Consider the following 18,976-nt stretch of genomic DNA (forward strand, 5'->3'; position numbering starts at 1 on the left):
CTCCATGAAATTTTTTCACGCAATGATGAAAACTTGCATTCAACGTCGCTAGCACATTACGCTCGATGTCAAAAGGGAGGTGAGACATGTCAATTCGCTATATAAAACAGGGGAAGGCGGCCGCCGAACGCGCCGAGGATGACGCCAAAGTCAGGACGCTTGTCGAAGCGACGCTCAAGGACATCGAAACCCGAGGCGACGCCGCAGTACGCGACCTGTCGGCGAAATTCGACAACTTCTCTCCGGCCTCGTTTATACTGACCACGTCCGAGATCGAGGCGGCAATCAACAAGGTGTCGGCTCGCGACATGGACGACATCAGGTTTGCCCAGACTCAGATCCGCAAATTTGCCGAAGCCCAAAGAGCGTCGATGACCGATATCGAAATCGAGACAATGCCGGGGGTCTTCCTCGGCCACCGCAATATTCCGGTCCAGTCGGTCGGTTGCTATGTTCCAGGCGGCAAGTACCCGATGGTCGCGTCGGCGCATATGTCTGTCCTCACGGCCTCGGTGGCGGGAGTTCCCCGCATCGCAGCAGCGGCTCCGGCCCAAAAAGGCGAACCCCACCCCGCCATCGTCGCTGCAATGCATCTCGGCGGGGCCCATGAAATTTATGTCCTCGGCGGCATTCAGGCGATCGGCGCGATGGCGCTCGGGACCGAGACCATTCGCCCCGTCGACATGCTCGTCGGCCCCGGCAACGCGTTTGTTGCGGAAGCTAAGCGCCAGCTCTACGGGCGTGTCGGGATAGATCTCTTTGCCGGCCCGACCGAAACGATGGTCATTGCGGACGAGACTGTGGACGCGGAAATGTGCGCCACCGACCTTCTGGGGCAAGCCGAACATGGCTACAATTCCCCGGCGGTTCTCGTGACCAATTCGGAGACGCTGGCCAAAGCGACGATCGCTGAAATCGATCGTATTCTCGGAATCCTGCCAACTGCCGAAACCGCTTCCGTATCCTGGCGCGAGTACGGCGAAATCATCGTCTGCGACACTTACGAGGAGATGCTCGACGTCGCCGACGACATCGCCTCCGAGCACGTGCAGGTTATGACAGACCGCGACGACTGGTTTCTCGAAAACATGCATTCCTACGGCGCGCTCTTCCTCGGCCCACGCACCAACGTTGCCAATGGCGACAAGGTCATCGGCACCAACCATACTTTGCCGACGAAAAAGGCGGGGCGTTATACCGGCGGTCTCTGGGTCGGCAAGTTTCTCAAGACCCATTCCTACCAGCGCGTCACAACGGACAAAGCGGCGGCTGAGGTCGGCGCCTATTGCTCGAGGCTGAGCATGCTCGAGGGTTTCGTCGGCCATGCCGAACAGGCGAACTTACGGGTGAGACGCTACGGCAACCGCGACGTCGCCTATGGCGAAGCAGCCCAATGAGCGGCCTTTTCAATCTTGCCGGCAAGCGGGCGCTCGTCACCGGCGCCAGCCGTGGCATTGGACGCGCGGTCGCCGAAGGCCTTGCCGAGGCGGGTGCCGAAGTAACGCTTTGCGCGCGCTCGCGGCCGGAGATCGAGGAGGCCTGCGCTGTGATGTCTACGCGCGGCTGGAGGGCGCGGCCGCTTGTGTGCGATGTCACCGACATTGCCGGCTTCCGCCAGCATGTCGAGGCGCAAGCGCCGTTCGATATCTTTGTCAACAATGCCGGCACCAATCGCCCCAAGCCGCTGACCGAGGTCACTGAAGACGACTACGATGCCGTCTTCGGCCTGAACACGAAGGCTGCAATTTTTGCAGCCCAGTCCGTGACGGCCGTGATACTGAGGCATGGTAGGCGGGGCACCGTCATCAACATGTCCTCGCAGATGGGCCATGTCGGCGCGGCCAACAGGACACTCTATTGCGGCTCAAAATTTGCGATTGAAGGTTTTACCAAGGCGTTGGCGGTCGAACTTGGACCTGCCGGCATCCGCATCAATACCCTTTGCCCCACCTTTATCGAGACACCCATGACCGCCTCGTATTTCGAGGATGAGGAGTTTCGCCGCGAGACGCTGTCCAAGATCAAGCTAGGTCGCCTGGGGCAGCCGGCAGACGTCGTCGGCGCCGCCATTTTCCTTGCCTCCGACGCGTCGTCCCTGATGACCGGCTCGGCGTTGATGATCGACGGCGGCTGGACGGCGGACTAGTCCGCCACCGCCTGCTTCGCCCGGACGATCCGCATCAGCATTTCATCGCGCCAGGAGCGTCTGGCATCGAGATCCTGCTCTGCGAGCAGTTCGCGACGCTCCGCATCCGCCCGTGTCACCGCATCCGGCGCCCAGCCTCGGTCTGCCCTGCGCTGATCGGCAAATCCGGCATACATCGGCCCGAGCCGTTCGGCATAATCTGCAAGCCCCTTCGGCGCGTTGAGATCGATGGTCTCGAACGGTCCCATGAACGACCAGCGCAACCCAAGCCCGTCGCGCACCGTGCGATCGATGTCTTCGGCCGTAGCATAGCCTTCCGCAAACAGTGCAAACGCTTCGTCCAGCAAGGCGCCCTGCAACCTGTTCAGCACGAAGCCGGGAGTTTCGCGCGACAGCGACACGGCTGACTGCCCCACATCCTCCATCAGGCGCCGGACACGGCTCGCCGCCTGTGGCGCAGTCCAGGGCGTTGGGACGATTTCGACCAGCGGCACGAGATGCGGAGGATTGACGGGATGCACCACCATCAACCGCTCCCGGTTGCCACACTCCTCATAGAACGCCGACCCGGGAAATCCTGAGGTGGAACTGCCGACGATGGCATGAGCGGGAAGCACCGCATCGATCGCAAGACTGACCTCGCGCTTCACATCGATCCGCTCGAACGCCGACTCCTGTACGTAGTCGCAGCCCGACACAGCCTCGCTGAGGCTCCGCGCAAAACGGATGCGCGACAGGACCAAAGGCACGTCGCCGCAAAGCCCCCCGGCGGCAAGATCGCCGACGGCCTTGTCGATCTGCGCGCCGATGACAGTCTCGGCGTTTTCGCGGGCATCATAAACGGTGACGTCCATGCCGGCCCGCGCGAAGACAATCGCCCAGCCCTGCCCCACCAGACCTGCGCCGACGATGGCAACGTTCCTGATCGCATTCATGTCCTGGATCTCCCCTTGTGAGCTGCAGTCAAATGCAGCGCCTCCACGCTGGCTGTGTGAGCAAGCAGCAAGGCAGCCAGAGGGTCAATCGTCGATCATGCCAGTGAAAATCTTTCACGAAAGAAGGTGTCCCACCGTCGTCGTATCGGCTTTTGGCAGTGGACGAGGCAGGCGGTTGCTCCCGGACTGATATCCCGAAGCAGCGTCACCGCCCGGGGGCTACTTCATTCCAGAAACGAACTTTTCCGAAGGCATTTCTGCAATCTCGGTGCTAGTGCGTCCTCGACGGCGAAGAGCCTGTCTCGCCGTAAACAGAGAAATCCTTGGACAGCCCACCTCATGCAGAGATGCGATGCCGGAGGACCGCTCCGACGAATTCGCTAGCGTGACGCCGAACAGCATTGAAAGCCTTCCAACCACGCGAGAAATTCGGACGGTTGTGTCAGCGCGCTGAAAGGACAGTGGCCGACATCGCGGTTTGCCTTCGCGGCGAGGGTTCCCTGATGGAAAGCCAACAGAAGTTGCTCCTTATCGACTCCAAGGTTTCCATCCTGTTCTTCGCGGACTGAGAAGTCATCGAAGACACTTTTGCATCGCGTAGCGAGCATGAGTCCATGCCTCCCATTGTTAAGTTGGATGTCAAACTAGTCATCGGGCCTGAATGGTGACTGAATACCAGCTCCCGCAATTCCACACGACCAGAAGTTCCAAGAGCGCGCGACCGTTGTGGTGGACGCAGTTTGTGCGGCGGTATTTTCCGATTGGAAGACCGCCAAACGGCGTCGGGCGCCCGTGAATGGTTGATGGGTGTTGTCCAGGTGACCTGAGACCCAATCTCCCTCCAGTTTTCGGGAGAGTCTTGGATTTTTAATCTGGCCTCATGCGGCCTGTTTTTCCATGGCCATTTTCATTGCGAATTCGCTGGGGGTGATATTGCCCAGCGACGAGTGCGGTCTGTTTCTGTTGTAATCCTCCTTCCATGCAGTGATTGCGGCGCGGGCCTGAGCGAGCGACGAGAACAGCGTCTCGTTCAGGCACTCGTCGCGGAAGCTGCCGTTGAAGCTTTCGACGAAGCCGTTTTGCATCGGCTTGCCGGGGGCGATGTAATGCCATTCGACCTTGCTCTCCTGGCACCATTTGAGGATGGCCATGCTGGTCATCTCCGTCCCGTTGTCCGAGACAATCGTCCTCGGTTTTCCGCGTCTGGCGATGAGACTATCCAGTTCACGGGCAAGCCTTGCGCCTGACAGGGATGTATCGGCGACCAGGCATAGGCATTCGCGGGTGAAGTCGTCAACGACGGCCAGGACCCGAAAGCGGCGACCGTCGGTGAAGGCATCGCTGACGAAGTCCAGGCTCCAGCGCTCATTGGGACGCGAGGGCAGAGCCAGAGGACGCCTTGTCCCCAAGGCTCGCTTCCGGCCGCCGCGCTTGCGCACCGTCAGCTTCTCCTCCCGATAAAGACGCCGAAGCTTCTTCAGGTTCATGACGATCCCCTGCCGGTCGAGCATGACGTGGATACGGCGATAACCGAAGCGGCGTCGTTCAGATGCCACCTTCTTCATCGCCTCACGAATGGCCGCATCGTCAGGCCGCACGCTGCGATATCGCATGCTCGACCGATCCACCGACAGAACCTCGCACGCCCGACGCTGGCTCACCCCATGCTGCGCACAGACATGAGCCACCGCATCCCGCTTCACATCGGGCGTCACCATTTTTTTGCAGCGACATCCTTCAGGATCGCATTGTCCAGCATGGCTTCGGCGAGCAGTTTCTTCAGCTTGGCATTCTCGTCCTCAAGCGCCTTCAGCTTGCGCGCATCGGACACGTCCATGCCGCCATACTTCGCCTTGTATTTGTAGAAGGTTGCGTCCGAGATGCCGTGCTTGCGGCAGACGTCCGCCGTCTTCGCGCCCGCCTCCTGCTCCTTCAATATCCCGATGATCTGTTCTTCCGTGAACCGTGAACGCTTCATTCGTCCGTCTCCTTGATGTGACGGACTCTACCAAAATCTGGAGGAAGGTCAGGGGCTCAGGTCACACTCGTTAATTGGAGGTTGCCTGAGGAAGTCGTGCCGCTGTCTCTCCGTTTAACGCAGACGTAACCACCTTACTTACCCGTGCTTTAATAGCCTCTGTTTTACCATCACGTAAAATACGAGATGACGGTTGCGGGATGAAGATACAGTTTCAGAGTCAGTGGTTTCTACGATGGTGCCTGCCGGCTCTCGTTTCTTTGGTCGTCTGTGGTCTGCTTTTACTGAGTTTGAGTTGGGCGGCTGCTACAAGCGATGAGGTGGCCGCGGCAAGGCAGCGCGATCTCATGAAACTTACGGTCGCGAAACTGACGGCTGGCATTGCCCATGACCAGGAAAGCGCAACTGTCTGGGACGACGCCGTGAGGCATGCAACCAGTGGCGACCTGAAATGGATCGAGACGAACCTCGGTTCATGGATGCACAGCTATTTTGGGCATGATGGCGCTTTAGTCCTTCGACCGGACCTCTCTGTGCAATATCTGTTTTCATCCGAGACAGACTATTCCCCTACCCCAGATGATCTCCGCAACGCCTACTTGCCGCTCGCTAAAAAGCTTCAGGCGCGTCTACTTGCCGAAGATACCGAGGGTATCAGCGAACGGACGCTTTCGATTGGCGAAGCTGATCTGAGCTATGTCGGATTTCGACCTGCAATTGTCAGCATAAAGCCAATCGTTTCAGACACCGGTGATCTGGAACAGACGCCTGGCGAGGAAATGCTGCATGTGAGCATACGCTTTCTCGACGGCGATCTTCCTCTGGCCATCGGTACCGAATATGAGTTCGCCAAACTGGAGTTCACCTCCAAGCGACCTCTGGAACGGAATGTTGCGTACGTACCCTTGGTCGCACGAGACGGGCAAGTCTTCGGATACTTCCGTTGGAACCCATTCCAACCCGGACAATATGTATTCGAAGCCACTGCCCCCGCCCTTTTTATCGCGTTTATTGCACTTTTCGCTGGGACCAGTTTTTCTGGAGGTGCAATCTGGCGCCGCTCCGAGCGGCTGGCTGCAAGCCGCGCAGAACTGAAACATCAAGCCTCCCACGATGCCCTGACCGGGCTTGCAAACCGCGCTTACTTCAACGAGCAACTCAATCGTCAACTATCGAACGGACACGCCGACGCCCTCCACTGTGTGTTGTTCGTTGATCTTGATCGCTTCAAGGCTGTGAACGATACTTTCGGTCACCCGGTTGGCGACAAGCTGATCTGCTTGGCAGCGAACCGGATGCGCGATCTCCTGCCGCAATCTCTTCTGGCGCGGGTGGGAGGCGACGAATTCACCATTCTGCTGGGAGAAAATGATGCCAGGAATGCTGAAGATCTCGCATCGAAAATTGTGCAGTCACTGCGGGCACCGTTCGAAATCGGAACGACGCATGTCGTCATTGGCGCAAGCGTCGGAGCAGCTCTCGCAACCGGCCCCTGTGACCCCATCGAACTGACGCGCCAGGCGGATATCGCGCTTTATCATGCCAAAGCAGCCGGCAGGAATACCCATGCGGTGTTTGGTGAACATATGGACGAACTGCTACGCAGGCGCAGGGCGTTGGAAAGCGATCTCCGTTTTGCAGTCGAGACCAGGACCCAGCTCGAGACTTTTTATCAACCAGTCTTCAATGCGACCGACGGAAGCATTTGTTCTCTCGAAGCGCTTGCTCGGTGGAAGCACCCGACGATGGGCTACATAAGTCCCGACCAGTTCATTCCTCTGGCGGAGGACATCGGGTTGATCAACGACATCGGCGCCCTTGTGCTGGACAATGCATGCAGAACTCTCGCTGATCTTCCCGGCATCTCTATTGCGATCAACGCTTCGCCGCTTGAGCTTAGTTCTCCCGGCTACAGTCTGCGGGTTTTGACGACCCTCGCAAACATGAACGTAAGCCCTGAGAGGCTTGAGATCGAGATGACCGAAACTGCAACTGCGGATAACACAATCGACCTGAAGCGAACCATAGCCATGCTGCGAAAAGCAGGCGTCCGGTTTGCCATAGACGACTTTGGAACCGGGTATTCTTCATTCTCGCGCGTGCAGAATATCGAGGTGGATCGCATCAAAATCGATAGGTCGTTTATCGGCGAAATGCACCAAAGCGGCAGCAGAGCCGTTGTTGTTGCGATGATTGGCATGGCCAGAGCGAAAGGGCTGAAGATAACGGCTGAAGGCGTTGAGACAATCGAGCAGCGTGCCGAACTTGAACGGCTTGGATGCGACGATCTTCAGGGCTTTCTGATGTCGCGACCTCTTCCTCGCCAGGACGTTGCAGCATACGTCTCCCGGATGGCTCGAACCTGAAGGGGACAGGTTACGCTGGGGCTTTGCATTCTGATGCCATGCCCCGGCAGGAAGACCCCACGCGCAGACTTAAACGCATGCGTCCACCGCTGCGTCATCGTAACGGAACTTGCTTGGCGTCGTTTCGGACGCGCTTACGGCCATCACGCGTTTAGCATTACCGCGCTGCTGCTGCGTTGTCATTTGAGCGTGTGGGGACTGCGCGCCAGTCCCCCCTGGCCGAAGACAACGGCATCCATTATCTGAAGATATCGGTCAACGCGATGTCGGCACCAAGGAAACGACCCATGTCTGATCTCAGCTTCATCTGGCCGCTGTCCGGCGGCCTTCTGATTGGCCTTTCCGCCGCGATCTACTTGCTGCTGAACGGTCGAATAGCCGGAATTTCCGGTCTGGCAGCATCTGCTGTCGGATGGACAGGCAGTGGAATCAGTCCGCTCGGGGTCGGTTTTCTGGTTGGCATACTCGGTGGAGCTGCCGCCGCCTTTACCTTGTTACGGCACGCAGAGTTCGCGATTACCGCCTCGCCTCCCCTTCTTGTGGTAGGCGGGCTCCTGGTCGGCTTCGGGACGCGGCTTGGTTCCGGCTGCACCAGCGGCCACGGTGTTTGCGGACTGGCACGCCTATCGCCCCGGTCCATCGTCGCGACGGCAACGTTCATGATCGTGGCGGCAGCAACCGTCTTCATCACCCGACATTTGATGGGAGTGGCATGATGACCCAGCGCATTCTCGTCTCCATAGCCTGCGGAATTCTGTTCGGCATTGGCCTTGTCGTGTCCGACATGGTCAATCCTGCCCGTGTTCTGGCGTTCCTCGATGTGACCGGTAACTGGGATCCGTCACTTGCTTTCGTGATGGGCGGGGCACTGATCCCGTCATCAATTGCCTATGCGATCCGGCGTCGTTGCAGCAAACCGGTCTTCGAAACCCAGTTCCATGTGCCGACGAGCCGCATGATCGACCGTCCGCTTGTCGCAGGCGCTGCACTGTTTGGTCTCGGCTGGGGCCTCGTCGGTCTATGCCCGGGTCCCGCAATCGCCTCTCTCGTTACAGGCCGCTGGGAAGCAGCACTGTTCGTCGCGGCCATGCTTGCCGGTATGTTTGTCCATCGCATGGTGTCGTCCCGACAGACTGTGGCAGCGCGGTCCTGATGGGACGGAGAAGGTAACTTCCGCAACCTCGATGGCATTCGAACCACCATCCCATGAACCATTGAAGGCAGTATAAGGGTTTCTTTACTCCCGCATTGTCGAGCATAGCATTTACCAGAAGCCAGTTTAGCTTCGCCCTCTCGTCCGGCCCGCGGCGCGGCCTTCTCCCGCCCACTCCGACAACACAATCATCATGCTCCAGAGACTGACGAGGTCTCAGTTAAGCAGTCATTAACCATCTTCAGACGTATATTAGAATTGCTTGAAATGCTTCGGCTTGGAAAGTAGTCGAGCGGCGGTGGTTTGTCTTTGCAGGTCCGTCTGGACCTGCGGGCTTGGGGGATACGATGAGCATGCTTTCCCGTGTTGTCCGGACGGCGATATTTGTGCCGCTCGCCTTCAGCGTTGCGTCTTGCGCGCAGACGCAGACGCGGGCGCGGACGACATCGGTCGACAGTATCGCGACCGCATCAGTCCCGAGCTCTCGGCCCGCAGTGAAGGACCGGAACACGAATTTGACCATGCAGGCGGCCGTCCGGCGGGCGGTCGACTATCAGCCATCGATCATGCAGGCGGCGGGCGAACTCAACCAGCAAGGCGCGGCGATCCGGGATGCACGATCGGGATATTTTCCGTCGATCGGGGGCGGGATCGATGTCGGCAGGCGCAGCGCTTTCGGGAACGGTTTTCAGCCGGCCGCCACCGTGACGGCGTCGCAGATGATCTACGACTTCGGGAAAGTCTCCAGTCAGGTCGCCAGTGCCACGGCGACAGAGGAAACCCGGCGCGCCGAGTTCATTGCCGTGGTCGACAACGTGATCAGGGACACCGCGCTTGCGTCCCTCGAAACCCTGAGAAACCGCAGTCTGGCGGTTGTCGCGTCCGATCAGGTGCGCGACACAAAGGAAATACTCGAGCTCGTCAACGCGCGAACGGAACAGGGAGCCAGCACGAGATCGGACAAGCTTCAGGCCGAAGCGCGGGTGCAGATGGCCCAGACCACGGCACTGGAGATCAGGTCTCAGTCGGAGCGCTGGCAGGGCAGCATGGCGTCGCTGTTGGGTATGTCCGGGAAGATCAATCTCGGAGCGAGTATTCCCTCAGACCTCCCCAATGCCTGCTCTGCCAAAGAGCCCGATTGGGATACGGTGCCGAGCGTCCGGGCAGCGGCATCGAAGAAGACGGCCGCCGAGGCCAACCTGCGGTTCAGCAAGGCCGATGTCCTGCCCACCCTGGCGCTCGAAGGCGGTAGCAGCATGGATTTGCTCGGAAATTCACCAGGCAGCCCGGACTATACGATCGGTCTGAAACTGACCGGCAAGCTTTACAACGGCGGCTCCTATAAGGCCCGGAGCGAAGCTGGCCAGTTCGCGGTTCAGTCCGCTGAGGCCGGCATCGCCAGTGCCAGGACAGGCGCGCAGCGGAGCTGGATGGAATCGCGCACGCAGCTGTCTGGAATGCGCGCTTTGCTCACGACACTTGCCTCGCGACAGACGCTGATGCGCGAAACCCGAGATCTTTATCAAAGGCAGTTCCTCGACCTGGGAACGCGGACTCTCCTCGATGTCTTGAATGCCGATCAGGAGCTACATGCCGCACGTTTCGACGCAATCAACATCCAGTTCGATGTCCATAAGCTGAATATCGAGTGTGCCTCCGCAGCGGGGCGCTTGCGGGACATCTTCGAGCTCGAAAAGAAGCCGGGCACAGCCGCGACCGTCCTGAACGGCGGCGCATCCAGGTCGGAGACGCCAATCGAAATGGCGGTCACGATGCCTGCGCGACAAGCACTGCCGATAGAGGCAGGACCAGCTGCCGCAGAGAATGCCGAACGCGGAGCAGACGTTGAGACCGGACTCAGCGAGGCGCTTGCCGTTTCGCTTCAAGCCTCCATTATCGGCGCGGACGTTAAGGACAAGCGAAACCGGTTCGAAGAGCTTGCTTTGCGCGGCGCTCTCTAGCCCGCAGGGGTCAAATTCGTTTTTGTCCGCCTTTCATAAACGCAAATACGCTGACCGGCATTAACCCTGCATCAACCGTCCGATGCGAGAATTAGTTATCGCTAATTGATAACGTTCTAAAATTGAGCAAGTCTTATCCCAGAGTTTCTTGGTAGGATTGACAGCAATCGAGACACTGCCGGACCAGCCAGTTCGGTATTCAACATTTTGCCCGGCGCAGACCTTTGACGGTCCGTGTCATCGCATCTCGCTGCCCATCCGCCAGGTCCGTTCAGTTTCGCTGTGACGCTCACGGCCTTAAGAGGATGTATCCATGGTTGCCGTTGTAACGAATATCGCAAGTGGTGAAAGCATTACCGTCGCATCGGGAAACATCTCTGTCCGTGAACCAAGTGTTATTCAGCTTGAGGTCGGCCCGAAAGACATTGCTGCGACCATCCGTCAGGGCGACGATCTCGTCATCCGCCTGCAGAACGGTGAGGCGATCCGAGTTGCCGATTTCTACGCCAGCGGCCCTGGTGAAGCATCAAGCAAGCTGGTCCTGGTGGATGAGAACGGGGTCGTCTGGGATGGCAACCACACCGTCGGAGAAGCCGATTTCTCATTCACCGAGTCAGCCGACGGCGACCAGTTGGTGGGTGGCGCTGAAGGTGGGGGCGGTGCATCCATTCTCGGCCTTGCTGCACTCGGCGCGCTTGGAGCTGGAGGAATAGCTCTCGCTTCCGGAGGCGGCGGCGGTGGCGACGACAACGATGACTCGGACGCAGATGCTGACGCGGATGCAGATGCCGATGCGGATGCCGACGCGGATGCTGACGCAGACGCAGACGCAGATGCCGATGCGGATGCGGATGCAGATGCCGACGCGGATGCCGATGCTGATGCCGACGCGGATGCTGATGCCGATGCAGATGCCGATGCAGATGCCGACGCAGATGCCGACGCAGATGCCGATGCGGATGCCGACGCCGATGCCGATGCAGACGCGGATGCCGATACAGACGCAGACGCGGATGCCGACGCAGACGCAGACGCCGATGCGGATGCCGACGCAGACGCCGATGCGGATGCCGACGCAGACGCCGACGCCGATGCCGATGCAGACGCCGATGCCGACGCCGATGCGGATGCCGATGCCGATGCCGATGCGGATGCGGATGCCGATGCAGACACAACCGCCTACGACAATACCGCCGTCGCGTCGATCAACCTTTCCCCCGTGGTGACCAACGTTGATATAGGTACCCAGACTTACGGCGTTGCCGTCAGCCTTGGTGGCTTGGATCTCCAGGTGCTTCCGAACGTCGAAACGATCGATTTCAACGTCGAGGAGGGCCATACGCTCGATGCACGTTTTGAACTCGACGAGGGCCTAAGTCTCGGCGTTCTGTCCGATTATCAGGTGGTCATCCAACGATTTGACGGTGTCCAGTGGACCAACGTCACAGGCACCGGCACCGGCAATGCCACACTGCTGGACCTGCAGTTGCTGGATGGTGCACCGACAGTGAGCCTGGAGGATCTTGGACCGGGCCAGTACCGCGCCTTTATCGCCTATGACGGCTTGCTGGGTGCGGGCCTCGGAAGCGAGCTGACGATCACCGGGACGGATACCGACACAACCAGTATCGGCGCCATCGCCGTAGTTGCTACCAGCGGCAACGTGATCACCGACGCAGGTATCGGCGGCGAAATCGACGCGGTCAATCCCGGCACCATCATTCAGAGCATCAATGCCACACCGGTGACCGCTGCAGGCGCAACCATCCAGGGAGATCACGGTACACTGGTCATCGGCCAGGATGGCAGCTACACCTACACCCCGAACCCCGATGCAGCCGGCATCGGACGGGTAGACTCCTTCGAATACACGATCTTCGATCCGCAAACCCAGGCGACTTCGACTGCGGAACTGCATGTCCAGATCGACAGCGAGGGACAAAACCTCACCTTCTCGACGATTGATCCAACGGCGGATGCGAGCCTTGGAATTGTCGCCACGGACGACGCTGGGGCGGCGACCGTCGTGACCACTCACCCGGTGACGGAGGCCGTGAACGCCGACTTCCTCGATGTCTCGTTGGGACTGTTTGGGGGAAGTGAAACGGGAATGTTCACGGTGGCCGCCGGATCCGTGGCAACGGTTCAGATCGGCGCGGACACAGACCAGCTTCTGGGTCTCCTCGGGACAACGACGATCGCCGTCGAAATGCAGCAGGCTGACCTCAGTTGGACGGTCGTCGAAACCAGCACAGGTGCCAATCTGGCCGAGCTTGCCGGTTTGCTTGGCGGCTCCACAGGCCTGGAACTGCAGGACCTGGACGCGGGCAACTACCGCGTTACGGTATCGCAGGATGGCGTGAACATCGGTGGCAACATCGACGTTCAGCTCGCCACGTCGACGAGTGACCTCGGAACGGTCATTTCCGATGGCGTAGTCGCGGCAGTCGGCAACGTTCTGGACGGTGATACGCTCGGCTCCAACTTCACCAACTTCCAGGTATCCAATGGGACAGTGTTTGTCGATCCGGCCGCCGCAGGTACCGTCATCGTGGGTGATCACGGCACGCTCAAAGTCTCTGCCGATGGCAGCTATTCCTATGAGCCGCACGACACACTCGGCCTTGATGGAATGACCGACAGCTTCACCTACCGTCTCGTTCATCCCAATGGAGAGGTCGTTGAAGCAGAGTTGACGATCCTCATCGACCAGGCCGAGCCCATCGCCGGAACGTCGATGATGATGGCGGCCGATACAAGCTCTGAAGCTTTGCAGCCGAGCATGCTGACGTCCGCGTTCGCAGACTTCGACCTCCTGGATCTCGATACCGGAAGTCACGGCCGGTTTGGCGATCTGACAGACGTCATCTCGCTGGATGGTGTGAGCACCGATCTCGGTGAGTTCATCGATCTCGGGAGCGTCAGCGCACTGCCGATCGACGTTGGCCTCCACGAACTTCTAAGCGGAGACCAGGGCCTTGTCGTGGACGGTGACCTTGATATCGGCGGGCTCGCCGGAGCCGTCGGTGTTGCCGACCTGCCCGAGTTTGCCGGCAACCTCGTCCCCACGGTCTTGGAGGACACGACCGTGGACCTGCTGGACGGTTCGGCCGCAGACAGTGTGCTGCATGGCGGCTTGCTGGGGGGAACTGTGGGCAGCCTGCTCGACGACGACGCTCTGCACCATGCCGGTACCTCAGTGATCTAGCCCTCAGTCGTGCTGCTGCCGGTTCTGCGGCAGCGGCACGACACCCGCTCGCCCGTCGTTTGCAGACGCTTGAAAGGCACGGCATTGACCCAAGCAACACCTCAGTTCGACGTCGCGCAGCAGAACCAGGCGGACGGCTGGATCGAAATGTTTGAGCAGGTTGCCCGGATTTACGGACTGGGCTTCTCGATCGAAGCGGCCCGCAAGGCTGCGGCGGCTTATTCGCTGGAAGACCAGGCGAAATACGTCCAGCGGCTCGCGCAAAAATTCGGGCTTCGTGTGAAGCTGGCTCAACCCAGTCTGGACATGATGACCAGCTGGAGGCTTCCCGTCATCGTGCAGCTCAAGGACGGGTCGGTTGCAACGGTCGTCGCCATCGATGCGCAACGCAATGGCGCGGTCGTCTTTGCCGGCGACAACGGTCTGAAAACGACGCTCGCGATCGATGTGCTGTGTGCCGAGGCAACGCTTGCGGCCATTCCCAGGCCGGCACGCTCCACACCTGACTCGAGGGTGGACACCTATATCGCCCCGCATGACGAAAGCTGGTTCAGACGGTTCGCGCTCGGTGACCTGCGCCCCTATGGCTATGTTCTGGTCGCATCACTGATCGCCAACGCGCTGTCACTCGCCGGCGTCATCTTTTCGATGCAGGTCTATGACCGCGTTGTCCCCGCCAACTCCATGAGCACGCTTTATGTGCTGTTTGCAGGCGTCATGCTCGCCGTGCTGTTCGACTTTATCGTTCGCAAGATCAGAGGTTCGATCATCGATATCCTCGGCAAGCGCTGTGATCTGCGACTGTCCGATCTGATCTTCGGCCACGCGCTGCGTGTGAAAAACAGCGTCCGCCCAAGATCGACCGGAACATTCATTGCTCAGTTGCGGGATCTTGAGCAGGTCCGCGAGGTGTTCACCTCGACCACCGTTGCCGCGGTCGCGGACCTGCCGTTCTTCTTCCTGTTTCTGGTCATCTTCTGGTTCGTGGGCGGGATGCTGGTCGTCATCCCGGCGGTCGCACTCGTGCTGCTTGTCCTGCCTGGAATTCTGTCCCAACGAAGACTGCACCAGAGCGCCAGCGCTGCAATGCGCGAGGCATCTCTCCGCAACGCGATCCTGGTGGAGAGCATTCAGGGCATCGAAGACATCAAGATGCTGCAGGCGGAGGAGCGCTTCCAGCAGAAATGGAATAACTACAACGCGGTCAATGCCGACGCCCAACTGAAGATGCGCGTGCTGACGTCGTCTCTGACCGGCTGGAGCCACAGCGTTCAGACGAGCGTTTACGCGTTCATCGTATTCTTCGGCGCACCGATCGTCATGGCTGGGGACATGACAACGGGTGCGCTTGTTGCCTGCTCCATTCTCGGCTCCAGAATGATGGCGCCGATGGCGCAGCTCACTCAGGTTCTCAGCCGTGTCCAGCAGGCGAAAATCGGGCTGAAGAGCCTTGACGCGATCATGCAGATGCCCGTCGACCATCCGGTCGCCGAGACACGCATCTCTATTTCCGCCATTGCCGGAACCTACGAGTTTCGATCGACCGCGTTCCACCACGCGGAGCCTGCCGGTAAACCGGCTCTGGTCTTGAGAAGCCTCAAGATCGCCGCCGGCGACAAGATTGCCGTACTGGGCAAGAACGGTGCAGGGAAATCAACTTTTCTGCAGGCGCTATCCGGGATGATGGAACCGAGTTCCGGCGAAGTCATGCTCGACAATATTGCGCTGAGGCATATCGATCCGTCGGATCTGCGCCGTGACGTGGGGCTGCTGACCCAGAATTCCCGCCTGTTCCACGGGACCCTGAGGGAGAACGTTACGCTCGGTGCCTCCAACGCCTCGCAGTCCGCAATCCTCGACGCGCTCTCGATCGTCGGTGCCGACGAATTTATCCGCGCTCTGCCAAAGGGACTCGACTACCCGTTGCAGGAGGGCGGCAACGGGCTGTCCGGCGGGCAGCTGCAGGCGATCCTCCTCGCCCGCCTGCTGGTGCGCGATCCCAATGTCGTCCTGCTCGATGAGCCGACAGCCGCCATGGACGAGGCGACGGAGCGGTTGTTCATAGCGCGCTTCCAGACCTGGTCGCGCGACAAGACGGTTGTCATCGCAACCCATCGCATGCGGGTTCTGGAACTGGTCGACAGGGTGATGGTGTTCGACAAGGGTCAGCTGGTGCTCGACGAGGCAAAGGCAGATGCGATGACGACGCTGAAGGGCATAAAGCCGCTCGCCCCAGAAAAAACAGTGCCACCCAAACTGGTTCCTGTTCACAACACGTCTGGCGGGATTTGAAGACATGGCAGAGATCTCGAGCGACAAGGCTTCGGACTACGGGTGGGCTTTCGGTGACGAGGACGATGTCCAGCTGTCAAAGGCAAAGACCGTCATTCTTTTGGCCATGATCCTCCTGACAATCGCGACGGTTTGGGCTTATTTCGCCATGCTTGAAGAGGTCTCCACCGGCGCGGGTCGTGTCGTTCCGATCAGGCGCGAACAGGTCGTCCAGTCGCTTGAGGGGGGCATCGTTTCGGAGCTCTTTGTTCGCGAAAACCAGATTGTAGAAACCGGCCAGCTTCTGGCGCAGCTGGATCCGACGATCACCGAATCGGATGTCGGTGAATCATCGGCCAAATACCGTGCCTCGCTTGCGGCCGCCGCACGCCTGACGGCCGAGATCAACCGGACAGCTTTGACCTTTCCGACCGAGCTGAATGCCTATCCGGACCTCATCCGTTCGGAAACCCAGCAATTCGAGGCGCGGACGACAAGCCTTGAACAGTCTCTGGAATGGATGGAACAAGCGATCGTGCTGGCCAAACGCGAGCTGGAAATGAGCGAGTCGCTTGCCAAGATCGGCGCCGCCAGCAATGTCGAGATCATCCGGCTGAAGCGGGAACTGGTCGATCTTGAAATGAAGAAGGTCGATATCGCCGCCAAGCAGAACCTCAGCGCCCGCGAGGAACTCGCCAAGGCAAATTCCGACATCACATCGCTGTCCTCGACCATCAAGGGACGGTCCGACAGCCTGCAGCGCCTGACGCATCGCTCACCGGTTCGGGGCATCGTCAAGAATATCGAGGTGTCGACGATCGGTGGCGTCGTGCCGCCAAACGGCAAGCTGATGGATATCATCCCGCTCGACGACGAGTTGCTGATAGAAGCGCGTATATCGCCACGCGATATCGCCTTCATTCACCCCGATCAGCGCGCCAGCGTCAAGATCAGCGCCTATGACTACGCCGTCTATGGCGGGCTGGAGGGACGGGTAACTGCGATTTCCCCCGATACGATGCGCGACGAGGTCGATCCCAACACGTTCTATTACCGTGTGTTCGTACAGACCACCACAGATGCGCTGGTGACCGCGCAAGGGACGCGCCTGCCGATCGTTCCGGGCATGGTGGCAACCGTCGATGTCAACACGGGCAGCAAGAGTGTGCTGGACTACTTGATCAAACCCTTCAACAAGGCGCGTGAAGCGCTGCGCGAGCGATAGGTGACCATGCCCGCAGAAACTTTCGGCCTTGCGCGACTGGATCGCCTTCGAGACCCTGTTCGGCAGGTCATCCAACCACTCGACGCACCGCATCCGGCTTATGTGCTGTTTGTCTCGATCAGCGACGGAGACAGACGAGCGTCCGTTGCAACGGTCGGCGCCGACAGTTTTGACGCAGTCTGGCAAAAAGCTTTAAGCGCCGCCGGCGACCTCCTGGACAGCCAGAGGCTCGACGGCCGTCTGTTGCGGATCGACTGGCCGGTGCGGATCGAGAAGATCACGGTCGAGACCCTCCACAAACAGCTTGGTCGCACCAAGAGAAACTACTTCCGGCTCGGACTGTCGCTGGACAATCAATTCGAAACCGCGTTCCTGGACAACGAACTGAACGCCAACGCCATGCTTTATGGTGGCAACAAGGTCGAGCACTGCGTTCTAAACGAACGAAACTTCGCGCTCTATGCGAAGACACGATTTGGAAAAGCGTTCGAAACGGATTTTGCCGAGGCGAGAGCGCTCTGGGCGTTTACAACGAGGGGTTTTTTTCTCGATGAGGAAGGCCGACACCACCGTCTTTGCGGCGAAGGTGCGGGAATTGGTCAGCGCGAAGGTCATCCGCTTGATCGTGCCATGCTCGATCGCCTGATCGACTCCTCATCCAGCTATCTTGCGTCTCAGGTCAAGCCGGACGGCGCGTTCGTCTACGGCTATCACCCGTGCTTCGACCGCGAGATCCGCACCTACAATGTCCTGCGCCATGCAAGCACGACGTATGCAATGATCGAAGCTTACCAGGTAACGAGGGATAGCAAGACGAGAGCGGCAATAGAGCGCTCGCTCGGGCAGCTAACCGGTCATCTTACCCGGATCGCAAGACTGCCTGATGGGGCCGAGGCCGCCTTTCTGATCGACGTCGGTTCGGAGATAAAGCTCGGCGGCAATGCCGTCTTCCTCCTGGCGCTCGCGAAATATACAAGTGTCATGAGCGATAATCGATATCTGCCGCTGATGGATAAGCTCGCCACCGGTATCGTTCATATGCAGGACGCAAAGACCGGTGAATTCCGCCACGTCCTGCTTTACCCGGACCTTTCCACCAAGGCCGAGTTCCGCACTGTCTATTACGACGGCGAGGCCGCCTTCGCGCTGATGCGCCTTTATGCGCTCACCCGCGATATCCGCTGGCTCGGCGCGGTTGAAAAGGCTTTCGAGCATTTCCTGCGCCGGAACTACACGCAATATCACGACCACTGGCTGGGTTATTGCGCCAACGAACTGACGCTGTTTCGGCCGGAGGAACGCTATTTCCGCTTCTGCGTCGAAAATGTCAGCACCTATCTCGATTTTGTCGCCAATCGCATCACCACCTTTCCGACACTGCTGGAACTGATGATGGCAACCCGGCAGGCGCTGTCGCGGATTGCTGACCACCCGGATCTGGTTCCGCTCCTCGGCGAGATCGACCTTGCAGCGTTCGAGGTAGCGCTCGAAAAACGCGCTCATTACCTGCTGAACGGTCATTTCTACCCGGAGGTGGCGATGTTCATGCGCAACCCAAGGCGGATCATGGGTTCGTTCTACATCCGCCACCACGCGTTTCGCGTAAGGATCGACGATGTGGAACACTATCTGTCCGGGCTGATCGCCTATCGCGCGTATCTGAACGAGAAAGAGGCGTTCAAATCGCTGGTCTCTCGGCAAGAAGGAGCCGGTTCATAGTAGGGCTCAGCAAG

General features: G+C 59.3%; 12 protein-coding genes. 10 read left to right on the forward strand and 2 right to left on the reverse strand.

Annotated features, from left to right (window positions below; translation table 11 throughout):
* The first annotated feature begins 86 nt into the window (after positions 1-86).
* A complete protein-coding gene (gene hisD, locus J3A65_RS03885) occupies positions 87-1,397 on the forward strand; it encodes a histidinol dehydrogenase (protein WP_209899568.1) in 1,311 nt (436 codons plus the stop codon).
* Positions 1,394-2,146: an SDR family oxidoreductase gene (locus J3A65_RS03890; protein WP_209899571.1), complete on the forward strand. Its 753-nt coding sequence runs from the start codon at positions 1,394-1,396 to the stop codon at positions 2,144-2,146. Before hisD ends, J3A65_RS03890 begins: the two co-directional genes overlap by 4 nt.
* Here J3A65_RS03890 and J3A65_RS03895 read toward each other — a convergent pair.
* Both J3A65_RS03895 and J3A65_RS03900 read right to left on the reverse strand, forming a co-directional pair.
* Positions 2,143-3,081 (reverse strand): 3-hydroxyacyl-CoA dehydrogenase, encoded by a 939-nt coding sequence (locus J3A65_RS03895; RefSeq protein WP_209899574.1) that lies wholly within the window; start codon positions 3,079-3,081, stop codon positions 2,143-2,145. The genes J3A65_RS03890 and J3A65_RS03895 overlap by 4 nt on opposite strands.
* An 878-nt stretch (positions 3,082-3,959) precedes the next feature.
* Positions 3,960-5,059 (reverse strand): IS3 family transposase gene (locus tag J3A65_RS03900; protein WP_209899056.1). Its coding sequence is split into 2 segments (ribosomal slippage): positions 3,960-4,807 and positions 4,807-5,059, totalling 1,101 coding nucleotides; the frame shifts between segments, so codons are not numbered across the junction.
* A 347-nt stretch (positions 5,060-5,406) separates the two neighbouring features.
* On the opposite strand from J3A65_RS03900, the gene J3A65_RS03905 reads away from it, so the two are divergent.
* From J3A65_RS03905 to J3A65_RS03940, 8 genes are all read left to right on the forward strand, one after another.
* Positions 5,407-7,425, forward strand: a complete 2,019-nt coding sequence (locus J3A65_RS03905; protein WP_245341434.1) for an EAL domain-containing protein — start codon at positions 5,407-5,409, stop codon at positions 7,423-7,425.
* Between the two features lie 287 nt (positions 7,426-7,712).
* Positions 7,713-8,141: a YeeE/YedE thiosulfate transporter family protein gene (locus tag J3A65_RS03910; protein WP_062459130.1), complete on the forward strand. Its 429-nt coding sequence runs from the start codon at positions 7,713-7,715 to the stop codon at positions 8,139-8,141.
* Positions 8,141-8,578 (forward strand): YeeE/YedE family protein, encoded by a 438-nt coding sequence (locus J3A65_RS03915; RefSeq protein ID WP_062459126.1) that lies wholly within the window; start codon positions 8,141-8,143, stop codon positions 8,576-8,578. The genes J3A65_RS03910 and J3A65_RS03915 overlap by 1 nt, the downstream gene beginning before the upstream one ends.
* Before the next feature lie 347 nt (positions 8,579-8,925).
* Entirely contained in the window at positions 8,926-10,539 is a 1,614-nt protein-coding gene (locus tag J3A65_RS03920) for a TolC family protein (protein WP_209899581.1), read from the forward strand.
* Positions 10,540-10,852: 313 nt separating this feature from the next.
* On the forward strand, positions 10,853-13,747 hold the full coding sequence (locus J3A65_RS03925) for a BapA/Bap/LapF family large adhesin (protein ID WP_209899584.1): 2,895 nt from the start codon (positions 10,853-10,855) through the stop codon (positions 13,745-13,747).
* 84 nt (positions 13,748-13,831) lie between these two features.
* Complete coding sequence (locus J3A65_RS03930; protein WP_245341435.1) at positions 13,832-16,039, forward strand: type I secretion system permease/ATPase; 2,208 nt, start codon at positions 13,832-13,834, stop codon at positions 16,037-16,039.
* A gap of 4 nt (positions 16,040-16,043) precedes the next feature.
* Positions 16,044-17,243, forward strand: coding sequence for an HlyD family efflux transporter periplasmic adaptor subunit (locus J3A65_RS03935; protein ID WP_092662839.1), 1,200 nt, complete (start codon positions 16,044-16,046; stop codon positions 17,241-17,243).
* A gap of 6 nt (positions 17,244-17,249) precedes the next feature.
* Positions 17,250-18,962 carry a hypothetical protein gene (locus J3A65_RS03940; protein WP_209899587.1) on the forward strand — a complete coding sequence of 571 codons (1,713 nt, stop codon included), beginning with the start codon at positions 17,250-17,252 and terminating at the stop codon, positions 18,960-18,962.
* Positions 18,963-18,976: the final 14 nt, after the last annotated feature.

Origin of the sequence: Rhizobium sp. PvP014 (genome assembly GCF_017876855.1) — a bacterium.
GTDB classification, from domain to species: domain Bacteria; phylum Pseudomonadota; class Alphaproteobacteria; order Rhizobiales; family Rhizobiaceae; genus Neorhizobium; species Neorhizobium soli.

Coding starts and splice junctions, on each gene's coding strand:
- hisD (WP_209899568.1), top strand. CDS start 87: ATGTCAATTCGCTATATAAAACAGGGGAAGGCGGCCGCCGAACGCGCC.
- J3A65_RS03890 (WP_209899571.1), top strand. CDS start 1,394: ATGAGCGGCCTTTTCAATCTTGCCGGCAAGCGGGCGCTCGTCACCGGC.
- J3A65_RS03895 (WP_209899574.1), bottom strand. CDS start 3,081: ATGAATGCGATCAGGAACGTTGCCATCGTCGGCGCAGGTCTGGTGGGG.
- J3A65_RS03905 (WP_245341434.1), top strand. CDS start 5,407: ATGAAACTTACGGTCGCGAAACTGACGGCTGGCATTGCCCATGACCAG.
- J3A65_RS03910 (WP_062459130.1), top strand. CDS start 7,713: ATGTCTGATCTCAGCTTCATCTGGCCGCTGTCCGGCGGCCTTCTGATT.
- J3A65_RS03915 (WP_062459126.1), top strand. CDS start 8,141: ATGACCCAGCGCATTCTCGTCTCCATAGCCTGCGGAATTCTGTTCGGC.
- J3A65_RS03920 (WP_209899581.1), top strand. CDS start 8,926: ATGAGCATGCTTTCCCGTGTTGTCCGGACGGCGATATTTGTGCCGCTC.
- J3A65_RS03925 (WP_209899584.1), top strand. CDS start 10,853: ATGGTTGCCGTTGTAACGAATATCGCAAGTGGTGAAAGCATTACCGTC.
- J3A65_RS03935 (WP_092662839.1), top strand. CDS start 16,044: ATGGCAGAGATCTCGAGCGACAAGGCTTCGGACTACGGGTGGGCTTTC.
- J3A65_RS03940 (WP_209899587.1), top strand. CDS start 17,250: ATGCCCGCAGAAACTTTCGGCCTTGCGCGACTGGATCGCCTTCGAGAC.